Consider the following 17079-nt stretch of genomic DNA (forward strand, 5'->3'; position numbering starts at 1 on the left):
GGTGCGACCAGATCTCGGTCTCCTGCCGGTACACCCCCTCCACCAGCTCACGCCACGTCCGCGCCGCACCCCGACGAGCCGGGAACGGCAGCGTGTTGAGGTGCATCCCCAACACCCGGTCCGCCCCCGGAGCCTCCAGACGACCGTGGTAGACCACGCCCGTATGGAAGGACTCCTCGCCCGACACCATGCCCAGCACCTTCAGGTGCGCCGCCAGCAGCACACTCTTCAGCGAGGTCTTGGCGTCGACGGCGAGCTTGCGGAGGTCGTCCTCCAGGTCCACGTACGGGACGCGGATGTGGAGCGGCTCGCGCGGGGCCTCCGACTCGGCCCAGGCGGCCGGGAGTTGGGCCGGACTGTGGGTGTCCACGACGTCCAGCCAGAAGGACTGGTCGGACTCGCTGGTCAGCGACGCCTGCTCGGCCGCGATGAAGTCGGCGAAGCGAACGGACGGGACCTCGTACGCGGGGACGCCGCGACCCTCGACCAGGCTGCGGTAGCAGCTCAGCAGCTCCATCAGCAGGGTGTGGTAGCTCCACCCCTCGGTGATGGCGTGGATGTGACTGAACGTCATGCGCCATGCCTGGTCCGACTCGACGTGGACCGAGAGCCGCAGCAGCGGGCCCGCCTCGATGTCGAACCCGGCAGCGCGCTCCTGGTCCACGAAGGCGAACGCCAGCTCGGTCTGCTGCTCGGCGGACAGGCCACGGACGTCGTGAACGCCGACGGGGATCCGGAGGTCGCCGTGCACCAGCTGGAGCGGCTGGGAGAAGCCGTCCAGGTGCATGGTGGTCCGCAGGATGTCGTGGCGCGCCACGACCGTGTCCACCGCTTCGCGCATCGCCTCGGCGGAGAACGGGTGGGCGTCCGGGAGTCGGAAGGAGTTGATGTTCTGGTAGAGGCGCGCGTCGCCCGAGGCCAGCATCTCGATCAGCATGCCGGTCTGCACCTGCGACAGCGGGTACGCGTCCACCACGTCGGCCGGGAGCTGCGCCCGGTCGTCCGCGCCGATCAGCGCGAACGGCGCGACCGCGGCGACCAGGGAGGTGCCGGCCTGCTGGCCGGCGAGGCGGCCCGCGAGGGCGGCGATCGTCTTCAGCTGGAACACGTCCGGGATCGACACGTCGTACCCGGCCGCACGCAGCGCACCGACCAGGCGGACGGCGCGGATGGAGTCGCCGCCGAGGTCGAAGAAGCTGTCCTCGACACCGACCTGCGACAGGCCCAACACCTCGCACCAGACGGCCGCCAGGCGCTCCTCCACCGGCGTACGCGGAGCGACGAACTCGGCCCCCGCGAAGGCGGCCAGGTCCGGCGCCGGCAGCGCGCGGTGGTCCACCTTGCCGTTGGTGGTCAGCGGGATCTCGGCCAGCTCGACGAAGGCCGCCGGGACCATGTACTCCGGCAGGCCTGCACCGAGGTGCGCCCGCAGGGCGGCCACGTCCAGCGGGACACCGTCCGCCAGGACCAGGTAACCGACGAGGGACTTCTCGCCGGAGCCGAGGGCGCGGACGGCCACGACGGCGTCGCGGACCTGCGCGTGCTCGCGCAGGCGGGCTTCGATCTCGCCCAGCTCGATGCGGTAACCGCGGATTTTGACCTGGTTGTCGATGCGGCCGAGGGTCTCCAGCGTGCCGTCGGGCAGGAACCGCGCCAGGTCGCCGGTGCGGTAGAGGCGGGAGCCTGCGGGGCCGTGGGGGTTGGGGAGGAACTTCTCGGCGGTCAGGTCGGGGCGGCCGAGGTAGCCCCGGGCCAGGCCGGCGCCGTCGATGTAGACCTCTCCGGCGACACCGATCGGGGTCGGCTGCAGTTCCTCGGTGAGGACGTACATGCCCGTGTTCGGGATCGGGGCGCCGAGCGGGATCGCCTCGATCGTCGGGAGTTCGCCGATGATCAGACCGGAGTTGCCGATCGTGATCTCGGTGGGGCCGTACTCGGTCGCGACCTTCGTGCCATCCGGACCGGCGAGCTGCTGCCAGCGCTCGGCGAGCGACACCGGGAAGTTGTCACCGGCCGCGATCACGACACCCGCGAGGTCGCGGGCCTGCTGGGCGGTGAGCTGGTGGGTGAGCAGGTCGAGGTGTCCGGGGGTGAGCTTCACGAAGCTGAACGGGCCGGCCTCGGCGAGGGCCGTGCCCAGTGAGGCGGTGTCCAGGCCATCGGGAAGCAGGGTGACGGCCTGGCCGCAGATCAGCGGGGTGAACAGATCCGGGATGCCCAGGTCGAAGGAGATCGACGAGAACAGCGGCGCACCGCCCGTGCCCTGGGAGGCGTACGAATCCACCGTCCACGTCAGGTAGTTCGCCAGACCGGCGTGGTGGATCATCACGCCCTTGGGGCGGCCGGTGGAGCCGGAGGTGTAGATGACGTACGCGAGCTGCGCGGGGTCGGTCGAACGCACGGGGGCAGTCCGGGAGCCGCCGGTCAGCTCGTTCACGAGCAGGGTCGTCCCATCGAAGGAGCCCGGGGCGTCCGTCACCAGGATGGTTGCCTGCGTGTCCTCCAGGATGAACGCACGGCGCTCGGCGGGCAGGGTCGGGTCCAGCGGCAGGTACGCCGCACCGGCCTTCCAGATCCCCAGGAGAACGGGGACAAGCTCGGGGCCGCGCTCCAGGCACACACCGATCAGAGAGTCCGCGACCGCACCGGCCGCGAGCAGGTGGTGAGCGACCTGGTTGGCCCGCTCCTCCACCTCACGGTAGGAGAGCTTCACGTCCCCCGCGACGACCGCGACAGCGTCCGGCGTCACGGCGGCCTGCGCCTCGAACAGGTCCAGCACCGTCGCCGAACCCCGCTCCACCACACCACCAGAAGCCCAACCGTCGAGCAGCAGCGCGCGCTCCGCGTCCGCGAGGAACACCTGGCTCGCGTCCCCATCCGGGTCCCCAGCCATCGCCTCCAGCACCGACCGGTACATCGCCCCCAGCCGCTCCAGGTTCTCCCCACTCACCACGGCACCCGTGCTGTACAGGTTGATCCGGCCACTGCGGGCGATGACGTTGAGCCCGAACTCGTTGGCGTCGCTGCCCATGTTGGCCTGGACGTCGACCGTGTCGGTGTCGACCTGGTGGAAGTCCAGGTACTCGAACAGGATGGTCAGCAGCTCACGCGAGTTGCCGGCCGCCCGCTGGATCGCCGGCAGCGGGTAACGCCGGTGCGACCAGATCTCGGTCTCCTGCCGGTACACCCCCTCCACCAGCTCACGCCACGTCCGCGCCGCACCCCGACTCGCCGGGAACGGCAGCGTGTTGAGGTGCATCCCCAGCACCCGGTCCGCACCCGGAGCCTCCAGACGACCGTGGTACACCACACCCGTGTGGAAGGACTCCTCCACCGTCAGCATGCCCAGCACCTTCAGGTGCGCCGCGAGGAACACGCTCTTGATCGACGTCCTCGCCTCGACGGCGAGCCGCTGGAGCCCCTCCTCCAGGTCGGCGAACGGCGCCCGGGCGTGGAAGGTCTCGCGCGACGCGGCCTCGTCCGCCGTCGCCCAACTCGCCGGAATCCGGGCCGGGCTGTGCTGGTCGACCACCTGCTGCCAGAAGGCCTGGTCGTCCGCGTCGGCCAGCGACGCCTGCTCGGCGGCGATGAAGTCGGCGTACCGCACGGCGGGCGCCTCGTACCCGGCCGGCTCGCGGCCGTCCCGCAGGGTGCGGTAGGCGGCGACGAGTTCCATCAGCAGGGTGTGGTAGCTCCACCCCTCGGTGATCGCGTGGATCTGGCTGAACGTCATCCGCCAGGCGTCGGCGCCCTCGACATGGACGGCGATCCGCAGCAGCGGCGCCGCCGACAGGTCGAACCCGGTGGCGTACTCCTCCTCGCGGTAGGCGAACGCCAGCTTCTGCTGCTCCTCGGCCGAGAGCGCGCTCACGTCGTGCACGGTGAGCGGGACGTCGACGTGGGCGTGCACCAGCTGGAGCGGCTGGCTGAAGCCGTCGAGGTGCATCGAGGTGCGCAGGATGTCGTGGCGGGCGACGACGGTGTCCACGGCGCGGCGCATGGCGGCGGCGTCGAAGGCCTCGGCGTCGGGGATCCGGAAGGAGTTGATGTTCTGGTAGACGTGCTCGTCGCCCGAGGCGGCCAGCATCTCGACGAGCATGCCGGTCTGCACCTGCGACAGCGGGTACGCGTCCACCACGCCCGCCGGGAGCAGCGCCCGGTCCCGCTCGCCGATCAGCGCGAACGGCTCGACGGTACGGATCAGCGACTCGCCGACCTCCTGGCCGGCCACCCGGACCGCCAGCGCGGCGACGGTCTTCAGCTGGAACACGTCCGGGATCGACACGTCGAACCCGGCGGCCCGCAGGGCGCCCACCAGACGCACAGCGCGGATCGAGTCACCACCGAGGTCGAAGAAGCTGTCCTCGACACCGACCCGCGACAGGCCCAGCACCTCGCACCAGACGGCGGCCAGCCGCTCCTCCACCGGCGTCCGCGGAGCCACGAACGCGGCCCCCGCGAACGCGGCCAGGTCCGGCGCCGGCAGCGCGCGGTGGTCCACCTTGCCGCTGCCGTTCAGCGGGACGGCGGCCAGCTCGACGAAGGCCGCCGGGACCATGTACTCCGGCAGCGCCTGGGCCAGGTGGGTGCGCAGCGCGGACGTGTCGAGCACCCCGCCGTCCGCCGGGACGACGTACCCGACCAGGGACTTCTCCCCGGCGTCGCTCTCGCGCACCGCGACGACGACATCGCGGACCAGCGCGTGCTCGCGCAGCCGGGCCTCGATCTCGCCCAGCTCGATGCGGTAACCGCGGACCTTGACCTGCTTGTCGATGCGGCCGAGGAAGTCGATCGAGCCGTCCGGCAGGAAGCGGGCGAGGTCGCCCGTCCGGTAGAGGCGGGTGCCCGCCGGGCCGAAGGGGTTCGGGACGAACTTCTCCGCCGTCAGCTCCGGTCGGCGCAGGTAGCCCTGGGCGAGGCCGGGGCCGCCGATGTGCATCTCGCCGGGGACGCCGACGGGCACCGGGCGGCCGGCGGCGTCGAGCAGGTGGATGGTGAGGTCGGCGAGGCGGCGGCCGATGACACTGCGGCCGGGGTGCGCCAGGTCGTCCGCGCCGATCCGGTGGTACGTCGCGTACACGGTGATCTCGGTCGGGCCGTACATGTTGACCAGGGCCGGGCGCCGCACGCCGAACCGGGCCGTCCACGGCTCCAGTTCGGACATGTCGAGCCGCTCACCGGCGAAGATCACGGCGCGCAGGGCGAGTGCCTCCACGGCCGCGTCCTCATCGGCATCGGCATCGGTGTCACCGGCCAGGGCGGCCAGCGAGCGGAACGCGGACGGGGTCTGGCAGAGCACGGTGACCCGCTCGCGGACCAGCAGGTCCAGCAGGTCCTGCGGCGACCGGCCGACCGTCGGCGGGACGACCACCAGGCGGGCGCCGTGCAGCAGGGCGCCCCACATCTCCCAGACCGAGACGTCGAAGGCGTAGGAGTGGAACAGCGCCCACACGTCCTCGGCCGAGAACGCGATCTGCTCGCGCGTCGCGGTGAACAGGCGTGCCACGTTGGCGTGGGTGAGGCAGACGCCCTTGGGCAGGCCGGTGGAGCCGGAGGTGTAGATGACGTAGATCAGGTTGTCGGGCCGGACGGCGGTCACGGGCGCGACGGCCGGACGGGCCGCGATCACCTCCGCGTCCCGGTCCAGGACAACCCGGGTGCCGGCGAAATCCAGCTCCGGCAGGGCCGAGTGGGTGACCAGGATCGGCGCCTGCGCGTCGTCGAGCATGTAGGCCAGGCGCTCTGCCGGGTTGATCGGGTCCAACGGCAGGTACGCCGCACCGGACTTCAGCACACCCAGCAGGGTCGGAATCAGGTCCGGACCGCGCTCCAGGCAGACGCCCACGATCACATCCGGACCGGCGCCCGCCGCCACCAGGTGCTGGGCGATCCGGTTGGCCCGCTCGTCCAGCTCCCGGTAGGTCAGGTGCACCGAGCCACTGGTCAGCGCCACCGCCTCCGGGGAAGCGGCGGCCACGGCGGCGAACAGCTCGTGGACGGTCTCCGTCACCGGCTGCTCGGCAGGCGTGTTCCACGCCCCCAGCAGCTCGCGGTCCGCCTCGGGCAGAAGCGCGCCGGTGGCGTCGCCGAACGGGTCGGCGGTCATCGCCTCCAGCACCGCGCGGTACATCGCACCCAGCCGCGCCAGGTTCTCCGCGGCGAACACGGTGGCCGCGCAGCTGAGCCGGAACGCCCCGCCGCTCGCGATGGCGACGAGGTCGAACTCGTTCGCGCCCTCGCCCATGGTCGCCTCGACGTCCACGGAGTCGGCGTCGACCTGGTGGAAGTTCTGGTGGTCGAACATCACCGAGAGCAGGCTGCCGACCCCACCGGCGGCCCGCTGGACGGCGGGCAGCGGGTACCGGCGGTGGGACCAGATCTCGGTCTCCCGGGCGTACACGCCCTCCACCAGCTCGTGCCAGGTCCGCGCGCCCCGGGTGGCCGGGAACGGCAGGGTGTTGAGGTGCATGCCGAGCACCCGGTCGGAGCCGGGGGCCTCCAGGCGGCCGTGGTAGACCACGCCCGTGTGGAAGGCCTCCTCCGCCGTGAGCGCGCCGAGCACCGTCAAGTGTGCGGCGAGCAGCACGCTCTTGAGCGAGGTCTTCGCCTCGGCGGCCAGCGTCCGCAGGCCGTCCTCCAGGTCCGCGAAGGGGACGCGCAGGCCGTGGCGCTCGGCGGGGTCGGCGGACTCGTCGGCCCAGCTGCTCGGCAGGACCAGCGGGCTGTGGGTGTCGACGACCCCCTGCCAGAACGCCTGCTCGGCGGGGTCGGCGAGCGCGGCCTGCTCGGCGGCGACGAAGTCGGCGTACCGGACCGACGGCGCCTCGAACGGCGCCGGCTCGCGGCCGTCGCGCAGCTCGCGGTAGATCCCGACCAGCTCCATCAGCAGGGAGTTGACCGTCCAGCCGTCGGTGATCACGTGCAGGTGGCTGAAGGTGAGGCGCCACGCGTCGTCTGCCTCGATGTGCACGGCGAGCCGCAGCAGCGGCCCGGCGGCCAGGTCGAAGCCGGTCGCGCGGTCCTCCTCGACCCAGGCCAGGGTCCGCCGCGTCTGCTCCTCGGACGGCAGTCCGCGCAGGTCGGTGACCAGCACGGGGACGTCGACGGCGGCGCGGACCAGCTGGAGCGGCTGCGAGAAGCCGTCCAGGTGCATGGTCGTCCGCAGCACCTCGTGGCGGGCCACGACGGTCTCCACGGCCGCGCGCATGGCGGCGGCGTCGAAGGCCTCGGTGTCGGGGATCCGGAAGGAGGTGATGTTCCGGTAGGTGTTCCGGCCGTCGCCGGCCAGCATCTCGACCAGCATGCCGGTCTGCACCTGCGACAGCGGGTACGCGTCCACGGCGTCCGCCGGCAGCTTCGCCCGGTCCTGCCCGGTGACGAGCGCGAACGGCTCCACGGCCGCGACCAGCGAGTGGCCGAGGTCGCGGGTGCCGAGCAGTTCGGCGAGCGCGGCGACGGTGCGGTGCTGGAAGACGTCCGGGATCGACACGTCGAAACCGGCGGCGCGCAGGGCACCGACCAGGCGGACGGCGCGGATCGAGTCGCCGCCGAGGTCGAAGAAGCTGTCCTCGACACCGGCCTGCGGCAGGTCCAGCACCTCGCACCAGACGGCGGCGAGGCGCTCCTCCAGCGGCGTACGCGGCGCGACGTAGGACGCGTCCGCGCCGAACGCCGCCAGGTCGGGCGCGGGCAGGGCGCGGTGGTCCACCTTGCCGTTGGTGGTGAGGGGGATGTGGTCGATCAGCTGGTAGGCCGCGGGGACCATGTAGTCGGGGAGGACGGCCCCGAGGTGCGCCCGCAGGGCGGTGGTGTCGGGGCGCACGGCCTCGGCGGGGACGAGGTAGGCGGTGAGGCGCTTGTTGCCGGGCTGCGGCTCGCGGACGGTGACGACGGCGTCGCGGACGTGGGGGTGTTCGCGCAGGCGGGCTTCGATCTCGCCGAGTTCGATGCGGTAGCCGCGGATTTTGACCTGGTTGTCGATGCGGCCGAGGGTTTCCAGGGTGCCGTCGGGGAGGAAGCGGGCGAGGTCGCCGGTGCGGTAGAGGCGGGAGCCGGCGGGGCCGTGGGGGTTGGGGAGGAACTTTTCGGCGGTCAGGTCGGGGCGGCCGAGGTAGCCGCGGGCCAGGCCGGCGCCGTCGATGTAGACCTCTCCGGCGACACCGATGGGGGTGGGCTGGAGGTCCTCGGTGAGGACGTACATGCCGGTGTTGGGGATGGGCGCACCGAGCGGGATCGCCTCGATGGCGGGGAGTTCGTCGATGATCAGACCGGAGTTGCCGATGGTGATCTCGGTCGGGCCGTACTCGGTCGCGACCTTCGTACCGCCCGGACCCGCCAGGTGCTGCCAGCGCTCGGCGAGCGACACCGGGAAGTTGTCACCGGCGGCGATGACCACGCCCGCGAGGTCGCGGGCCTGCTGGGCGGACAGCTGGTGGGTGAGCAGGTCGAGGTGTCCGGGGGTGAGCTTCACGAAGCTGAACGGACCCGCCTCGGCGAGGGCGGAGCCCAGGGAGGCGGTGTCGATGCCGTCGGGGAGCAGGGTGACGGCCTGGCCGCAGATCAGCGGGGTGAACAGGTCCGGGATACCCAGGTCGAAGGAGATCGACGAGAACAGCGGCGCACCACCGGTGCCCTGGGAGGCGTACGCATCCACCGTCCACGTCAGGTAGTTCGCCAGACCCGCGTGGTGGATCATCACACCCTTCGGGCGGCCCGTGGAGCCGGAGGTGTAGATCACGTACGCCAGCTGCGCCGGGTCGGTCGAACGCGCCGGAGCCGCGGTGGGGCGACGGTTCAAGCGGCGGTCGGTGTCCAGGACGACAAGGGTGCCCTGGTGGACGGCCGAGAGCGTGGCGGTGTGGGCGGTGCTGGTGACCAGGACCGGGGCCGCCGTGTCGGCGAGGATGTACGCGAGGCGCTCGGCGGGCAGGGTCGGGTCCAGCGGCAGGTACGCCGCACCGGCCTTCCAGATGCCCAGCAGCACCGGAACCAGCTCGGGCCCGCGCTCCAGGCACACCCCGACGAGAGAGTCCGCGACCGCACCGGCCGCGAGCAGGTGGTGCGCCACCTGGTTCGCCCGCTCCTCCACCTCACGGTAGGAGAGCTTCACGTCACCCACGACCACGGCGACGGCGTCCGGCGTCGCGGCGGCCTGCACCTCGAACAGGTCCAGCACCGTCCCCGCCGGCCGCTCCACACGACCACCGAACGCCCACTCGCCCAGCAGCAGCGAACGCTCCGCCTCCGCCAGGAACACACCGCTCGCGTCCCCGTCCGGGTCCCCGGCCATGGCCTCCAGCACCGCGCGGTACATCCCGCCCAGCCGCTCCAGGTTCGCCCGCCCGACCACGTCGGTCGAGCTGCTCAGCCCCAGATTCCCGCCCCGGGCAATGACGTTGAGCCCGAACTCGTTGCCGCCGATCCCCATGGTGGCGGTGGCGTCGATCGCGTCGGTGTCGACCTGGTGGAAGTCCAGGTACTCGAAGAGGATGCCGAGCAGGTCGCCCGAGGCGCCGGCCGCGCGCTGGATGGCGGGCAGCGGGTAACGGCGGTGCGACCAGATCTCGGTCTCCTGCCGGTACACCCCCTCCACCAGCTCACGCCAAGTACGGGCACCCCGACGAGCCGGGAACGGCAACGTGTTGAGGTGCATCCCCAACACCCGGTCCGCACCCGGAGCCTCCAGACGACCGTGGTACACCACACCCGCATGGAAGGCGTCCTCCGCCGTCAGCGCGCCCAGCACCTTCAGGTGCGCCGCCAGCAGCACGCTCTTCAGCGAGGTCTTGGCGTCGGCCGCCAGCGCCCGCAGGCCGTCCTCCAGGTCGGCGTACGGGACCCTGACGTGCACCTTCTCGCGGGTGGCGCCCTGCTCCGCCCAGGAGGCGGGGAGCGCGGTCGGCGCGTGGGTGGTCACCACGTCCTGCCAGAACGCCTGGTCGTCCGCGTCGGCCAGCGAGGCCAACTCGGCGGCGATGAAGTCGGCGTACCGGACGGCGGGGGCCTCGTACGCGGGCAGGCCCTGGCCCTCCACCAGGCCGCGGTAGCAGGCCAGGACCTCCATCAGCAGGGTGTGGTAGCTCCACCCCTCGGTGACGGCGTGGATGTGACTGAACGTCATGCGCCAGGCGTCCTCGGCCTCGACGTGCACGGCGACCCGCAGCAGCGGCGCGGCGGTCAGCTCGAAGCCGGCCGCCCGCTCGGCGGCGACGTACGCCGTCGCGCGCCCGGTCTGCTCCTCGGCGGACAGGCCGCGCAGGTCGTGCACGGCGAGCGGGACGTCGACGTGGGCGTGCACCAGCTGGACCGGCTGGCTGAAGCCGTCCAGGTGCATCGAGGTGCGCAGGATGTCGTGGCGGGCCACGACGGTCGCGAGGGCCGCGCGCAGCGCCTCGGCGGAGAACGGCCGACTGTCCGGGATCCGGAAGGAGTTGATGTTCTGGTAGACGTGCTCGTCACCGGAGGCCAGCATCTCGACCAGCATGCCGGTCTGCACCTGCGACAGCGGATAGGCGTCCACCACGTCCGCCGGAAGCAGCGCCCGGTCCCGCTCGCCGATCAGGGCGAAGGGCTCGACGGTACGGATCAGCGACTCGCCGGCCTCCTGACCGGCCACCCGGACCGCCAGGGCGGCAATGGTCTTCAGCTGGAAGACGTCCGGGATCGAGACGTCGAAGCCGGCGGCCCGCAGGGCACCGACCAGGCGCACGGCCCGGATCGAGTCACCGCCGAGGTCGAAGAAGCTGTCCTCGACACCCACCTGCGGCAGACCGAGCACCTCGGCCCACACCGCGGCGAGCCGCTCCTCCACCGGCGTTCGCGGCGCGACGAACGCCGTACCCGCGAACGCGGCCAGGTCCGGCGCCGGCAGGGCGCGCACGTCGACCTTGCCGTTGGCGGTCAGCGGGACGGCGGCCAGCTCGACGAAGGCCGCCGGGATCATGTAGTCCGGCAGGGCGGCGCCGAGGTGGGCGCGCAGCTCGGCCGCGTCGAGCACCCCGCCGTCTGCCAGGACGACGTACGCGACCAGGGACTTCTCCCCCGCCTCGCCCTCGCGCACCGCGACGACGGCGTCGCGGACCAGCGCGTGCTCGCGCAGGCAGGCCTCGATCTCGCCCAGTTCGATCCGGTACCCGCGGATCTTGACCTGCTTGTCGATCCGGCCGAGGGACTCCAGGGTGCCGTCGGCCAGGCGGACGGCGAGGTCGCCGCTGCGGTAGAGGCGCGAGCCGGCCGGGCCGTACGGGTCGGGGACGAAGCGCTCGGCGGTCAGCTCGGGGCGGTTGAGGTAGCCGCGGGCGGCGGCCGGGCCGCCGACGTAGATCTCGCCGGGGACGCCGACCGGCACCAACTGGCCGTCGGCGTCGAGCAGGTGGATTGTGAGGTCGGCGAGCGGGGAGCCGATCGGGCTGTGGGTGGGGCGGGCGAGGTCGTCCTCGGTCACCCGGTGGTAGGTGGAGTGGACGGTGGTCTCGGTGATCCCGTACATGTTGATCAGCGCGGGGCGGTGGGCGCCGAGGCGGGCCGTCCAGGGCCGGAGTTCGGACATGTCGAGCCGCTCCCCGGCGAAGATCACGGAGTGCAGGGCGAGCGCGTCCACGGCTGCGTCGGCGTCGCCGGCCAGGGCAGCCAGCGAGCGGAAGGCCGACGGGGTCTGACACAGCACGGTGACCCGCTCGCGGACCAGCAGGTCCAGCAGGTCCTCCGGGGAGCGGGTCACCGTCGGCGGGACGACCACGAGGCGGCCGCCGTGCAGCAGGGCGCCCCACATCTCCCAGACGGAGACGTCGAAGGCGTAGGAGTGGAAGAGGATCCAGACGTCGTCGGCCCCGAAGGCGTACTGGTCGCGGGTGGAGGAGAAGAGGCGGACGACGTTGGCGTGGGTGAGGCAGACGCCCTTGGGCAGGCCGGTGGAGCCGGAGGTGTAGATGACGTAGATCAGGTTGTCGGGTCGGACGGCGGTGACCGGCGCGACGGCCGGACGGGCCGCAATGGCCTCCGCGTCCCGGTCCAGGACGATCCGGGTGCCCGCGAACTCCGGCGCGGCGACGGCGGAGTGGGTGACCAGGATCGGCGCCTGCGCGTCCGCCAGCATGTAGGCCAGGCGCTCGGCCGGGTTGATCGGGTCCAGCGGCAGGTACGCCGCACCGGACTTCAGCACACCCAACAGGGTCGGGATCAGGTCCGGACCGCGCTCCAGGCAGACACCGACAATCACGTCCGGGCCCGCGCCCGCCGCCACCAGGTGCTGGGCGATCCGGTTGGCCCGCTCGTCCAGCTCCCGGTAGGTCAGGTGCACCGAGCCACTGGTCAGCGCCACCGCCTCCGGAGAAGCGGCGGCCACGGCCGCGAACAGCTCGTGCACGGCCGCCGTCACCGGCTGCTCGGCAGGCGCGTTCCACGCCCCCAGCAGCAGCGCCCGCTCGCCCTCGGGCAGGAGCGCGCCGGTGGCGTCGCCGAACGGGTCGGCGGCCATCGCGGCCAGCACAGCGCGGTACATCGAGCCGAGGCGCGCCAGGTTCTCCCGGCTCACCACGGCGGTCGTGGTGCTGAGGTCGATGCCGCCGCCGCGGGAGGTCGCGGTGAGCTCGAACTCGTTGCCGCCGTCGCGCAGTCCGCCGTCGACCTCGGTGGTGTCGCGGTCGACCTGGTGGAAGTCCTGGTGGTCGAAGAGCACCGGCAGCAGCTCGCCGCCGACCCCGGCGGCGCGCTGGATCGCGGGCAGCGGGTAGCGGCGGTGCGACCAGATCTCGGTCTCCTGCCGCCGCACCTGCTCGACCAGCTCGCGCCAGGTGCGGGCGGCGCCCGGACGGGCCGGGAACGGCAGGGTGTTGAGGTGCATGCCGAGCACCCGGTCGGCACCGACCGCCTCCAGGCGGCCGTGGTGGACGACGCCGGTGTGGACGGCCTCCTCCGTGGACAGCGTGCCCAGCACCTTGAGGTGGGCGGCCAGCAGCACGGTCTTCAGCGAGGCACCGGCCTCGCCCGCGAGCGCGCGCAGCCCGTCGGCCAGGTCGCCGTACGGGACGCGGAGGTGCAGCGGCTCGGCGGCGTCCCAGGAGGCCGGGGCGGCCCAGGAGGCGGGGACGGCGGCCGGCGCGTGGGCGCCCACGACCCCGGTCCAGAACGCCTGCTCGGCCGGGTCGGCCAGCGCGTCCAGCTCGGCGGCGACGAAGTCGGCGTACCGCACGGCGGACGGCTCGAACGCCGCCGGCTCGCGGCCGTCGCGCAGCGCCCGGTAGCAGTCCAGCAGCTCGGCCAGCAGCGAGTTGACGGTCCAGCCGTCCGTCACGGCGTGCGAGTGGCTGAAGGTGAGCCGCCAGGCGTCGTCCGCCTCGACGTGCACGGCGATCCGCAGCAGCGGCGCGGCGGTCAGCTCGAACCAGGCGGCCCGCTCCTCACGGCCGAAGTCCTCGGCGAGCCGCTCCTGCTGCTCGGCCGAGAGGGCCCGCACGTCGCTCACCGCGACCGGCACCTCGGCCCGCGCGTGGACCAGCTGCAGCGGGCGGCCGAAGCCCTCCAGGTGGACGGAGGTGCGCAGGTTCTCGTGGCGCCCGGTGAGCAGCGCGACGGCCGCGCGCAGCGCCTCGGCGGAGAACGGCTCGGTGTCCGGGATCCGGTAGGAGCTGATGTTGCGGTAGGCGTTGCCGCCCTCGCCGGTCAGCATCTCGACCAGCATGCCGGTCTGCACCTGCGACAGCGGGTACGCGTCGACCACGCCCGCCGGGAGCAGCGCCCGGTCGTCCGCGTCGATCAGCGCGAACGGCGCGACCGCGGCGGCGGCCGGGGCGGCGGTGCCGCGGTCGGCGACGACGGCGGCCAGCGCGGCGACCGTCCGGTGCTCGAAGAGGTCGCGGATGGAGACCTCGTACCCGGCCTCGCGCAGGGCGCCGGCCAGCCGGACGGCGCGGATCGAGTCGCCGCCGAGGTCGAAGAAGCCGTCCTCGACGCCGACCCGCGGCAGGCCGAGCACCTCGGCCCAGGCCGCGGCCAGCCGCTCCTCCACCTCGGTGCGCGGGGCGACGTGCTCCCGGGCGGCGAGGTGCTCGGCGCCCGGTGCGGGCAGCGCCCGGCGGTCGAGCTTGCCGTTGGGGGTCAGCGGCAGCGCGTCCAGCGCGACGACCGCCGAGGGGACCATGGACTCGGGCAGCCGGGCGGCGACCAGCTCGCGCACCTCGCGGGCCTCGACCCGGGTGCCCGGGGCCGCGACCACGTAGGCGACGATCGTCCGGTCCCCCGGCCGGTCCTCGCGGACGAGGACGGCGGCCTGCCGGACGCCGGGGCAGTCGGCCACGGCGGCCTCGATCTCGCCCGGCTCGATGCGGTGGCCGCGCACCTTGACCTGCTCGTCGGTGCGGCCGACGTACTCCAGCCGGCCGTCCCGGTGGCGGCGGACCAGGTCGCCGGTGCGGTACAGGCGCTCGCCGGCGGCGAACGGGTCCGGCAGGAAGCGCTCGGCGGTCAGCTCCGGGCGGTGGAGGTAGCCGCGGGCCAGCTGGTGGCCGGCCACGTACAGCTCGCCGGGGACACCGGCGGGGACGGGGCGCAGGGTGGCGTCGAGCACGTACAGCCGGGTGTTGCGGACGGGCCGGCCGAGCGGCACGGTCGCGGTGTCGGCGGCCGGGTCGAAGGCGTGGGTGGTGACCTGGACGGTGGTCTCGGTCGGGCCGTACAGGTTGTGGATCCGCACGCCCCAGGCGGCGGCGGCCTCGGCGGCCAGCGCGGGGGCGATCGGCTCGCCGCCGACGAACACCAGGCGCAGCGGCAGCGGTTCGGCGGAGCGGCGGGCGCGGACGGCGAGGGCGAGCAGCGCGGGGACGAACTGGGCGACGGTGACGCCCTGGCGGGCGATGTGGGCGAGCAGCAGCTCGGGGTCGCGCAGCACCTCGGCGGGGGCGACGCAGACGGCGGCGCCGGTCAGCAGGGGCAGCCAGAGCTCCCACACCGAGGCGTCGAAGGTCGGCGCGGTCCGGGACAGCACCCGGTCGTCGGCGGTGAGCGGGAACGCGTCGGCCATCCAGGTCAGCTGGTTGACGAGGGCGCCGTGGCCGATCAGGACGCCCTTGGGGCGGCCGGTGGAGCCGGAGGTGTAGATGGCGTAGGCGGGGTGGGCGGGCAGCAGCGGCGCGGTGCGCTCGCCGTCCGCGGGGGCGGTGGCGGGCTGCGCGGCGAGCGCCTCGGCGGTCGGGGCGGCGTCGAGGACGATCCGGGCGGGCGTCAGGCCGGCGAGCAGGCCGTCGGTCTCCGCGACGGTCAGGGCGAGGGCCGGGCGGGCGTCGTCGAGCTGGAAGGCGATCCGCTCGCGCGGGTGGGCCGGGTCGAGCGGCAGGTAGCCGGCGCCGGACTTGAGCACGGCGAGCACGGCGACGACCAGCTCGGCGGAGCGCGGCAGGGCGAGGGCGACGAGCCGCTCGGGGCCGATGCCGCGGCCGATCAGCAGCCGGGCGAGGCGGTTGGCCCGCTCGTCCAGCTCCCGGTAGGTCAGCACGGTGTCCTCGAACAGGACGGCGGGCGCGTCGGGGGTGCGGCGGGCCCGCTCCTCGAAGAGCGCGGGCAGGGTGGTGGCCTCGTCGAGCGCCACCGCGGTGTCGTTGCCCTCGGCCAGCAGCCGGGCGTACTCGGCCTCGCCGAGCAGCGGCAGTTCGGAGAGCCGGGCGGCCGGGTCCACGGTGGCGGCGTCCAGCAGCCGGACGTAGTGCTCGGCCATCCGCTCGACGGTCTCCCGGTCGAACAGCGCGGTGGCGTAGCGCAGTCGGGCGTGCAGGGCGCCGTCCTGGGAGTCCTCGATGTCGAGGGTGAGGTCGGTCTTGGCGATCCGGTCGGCGGTCTCCGGGCGGACGGTCAGGCCGGGCAGCTCGAAGGCCGGGGCGGTGTGCTCGCGGAGGATGAAGTCGACCTGGTAGAGCGGGGTGCGGGAGGCGTCGCGCTCGGGCTGCAGCTCGTCGACCAGGCGGGCGAACGGCACCGACTGGTGCTCGAAGGCCTCCAGCACGGTGGCGCGGCCGGCGTCGAGGAGGTCCCGGAAGGCCGGGTCGCCGGTCCAGCCGAGGCGGGCGACGACGACGTTGATGCCGTAGCCGATGAGCTTCTGCAGCTCGGGGCGGGCGCGGCCGGAGACGGTCACGCCGACCGGGATGTCGCTGCCGCCGGTCCAGCGGGCGAGCAGGCCCTGGAAGGCGGTGAGCAGCACGGTGAACCGGGTGGTGCCGTGCGCGGCGGCCAGCTCGCGGGCGCGGCGGGCCGTCCCGGCGGGGACGGTGAAGGAGACGGCGTCGCCGGCCGGGTCGCGGCGGGCCGGGCGCGGCCGGTCGGTCGGCAGGTCGAGGACGGGCACGCCGGCGAGCCGCTCGCGCCAGTGGCCGAGCTGCCGCTCCAGGGCGGGGCCGGCGAGTTCCGCGCGCTGCCAGGCCGCGAAGTCGGCGTACTGGACGGGCAGCGGCTCCAGCGGGTCGCCCTGGCCGGCCGTGGACGCGGCGTACAGGGCGCCGAGCTCCTCGGCGAACAGGCCGACCGACCAGGCGTCGCAGGCGATGTGGTGGAAGGTGACCACCAGCAGGTGCTCGTCGGCGGTCAGGGCGATCAGCCGGGCCCGGGCGGAGAGGTCCCGCTCCAGGTCGAACGGGGTGCCGATCTCCGTCTCGGCCGCCGCGCGGGCCCGCTGCTCGCGCTCGGCGGCCGGGACGGCGGTCAGGTCGGTGACCGGCAGCGGGGCCGGGCGGGGCTCCTCGACGAGCTGGACCGGCTCCTCGCCCGCCAGCGCGTAGCGGGTGCGCAGGATCTCGTGCCGGGCGACGATCCCGGTCCAGGCGGCGCCGAGCGCCGCCCGGTCGAGGGTGCCGGTCAGCCGCAGCACCAGCGGCACCAGGTACTCGGCGCTGTCCGGCTCCAGGCGGTTGAGGAACCACATCTGCTGCTGGCCGAAGGAGAGCGGCAGCGGCCGCTCCCGGTCGGCCCGGGTGATGAGGGACCGGCGACCCCCCCGCTTGCCGGCCAGCCGGCGCCGCAGCAGCTCCTCGCGCCGCTGTGCCACGTCCTGCTCGGTCGACCGCTCGTCGCCGGTGCTCATTGCTACTGCTCCCT

The 17079-nt window shown here is 73.6% G+C and carries 1 protein-coding gene; it reads right to left on the minus strand.

Annotated features, from left to right (window positions below; translation table 11 throughout):
- A partial coding sequence (locus ACFP3U_RS32815; protein ID WP_380229402.1) for an amino acid adenylation domain-containing protein occupies positions 1 to 17065 on the minus strand: 17065 nt, incomplete at its 3' end.
- Positions 17066 to 17079 lie beyond the last annotated feature (14 nt).

Source organism: Kitasatospora misakiensis, from assembly GCF_042656005.1.
Taxonomy (GTDB): Bacteria; Actinomycetota; Actinomycetes; order Streptomycetales; family Streptomycetaceae; genus Kitasatospora; species Kitasatospora misakiensis.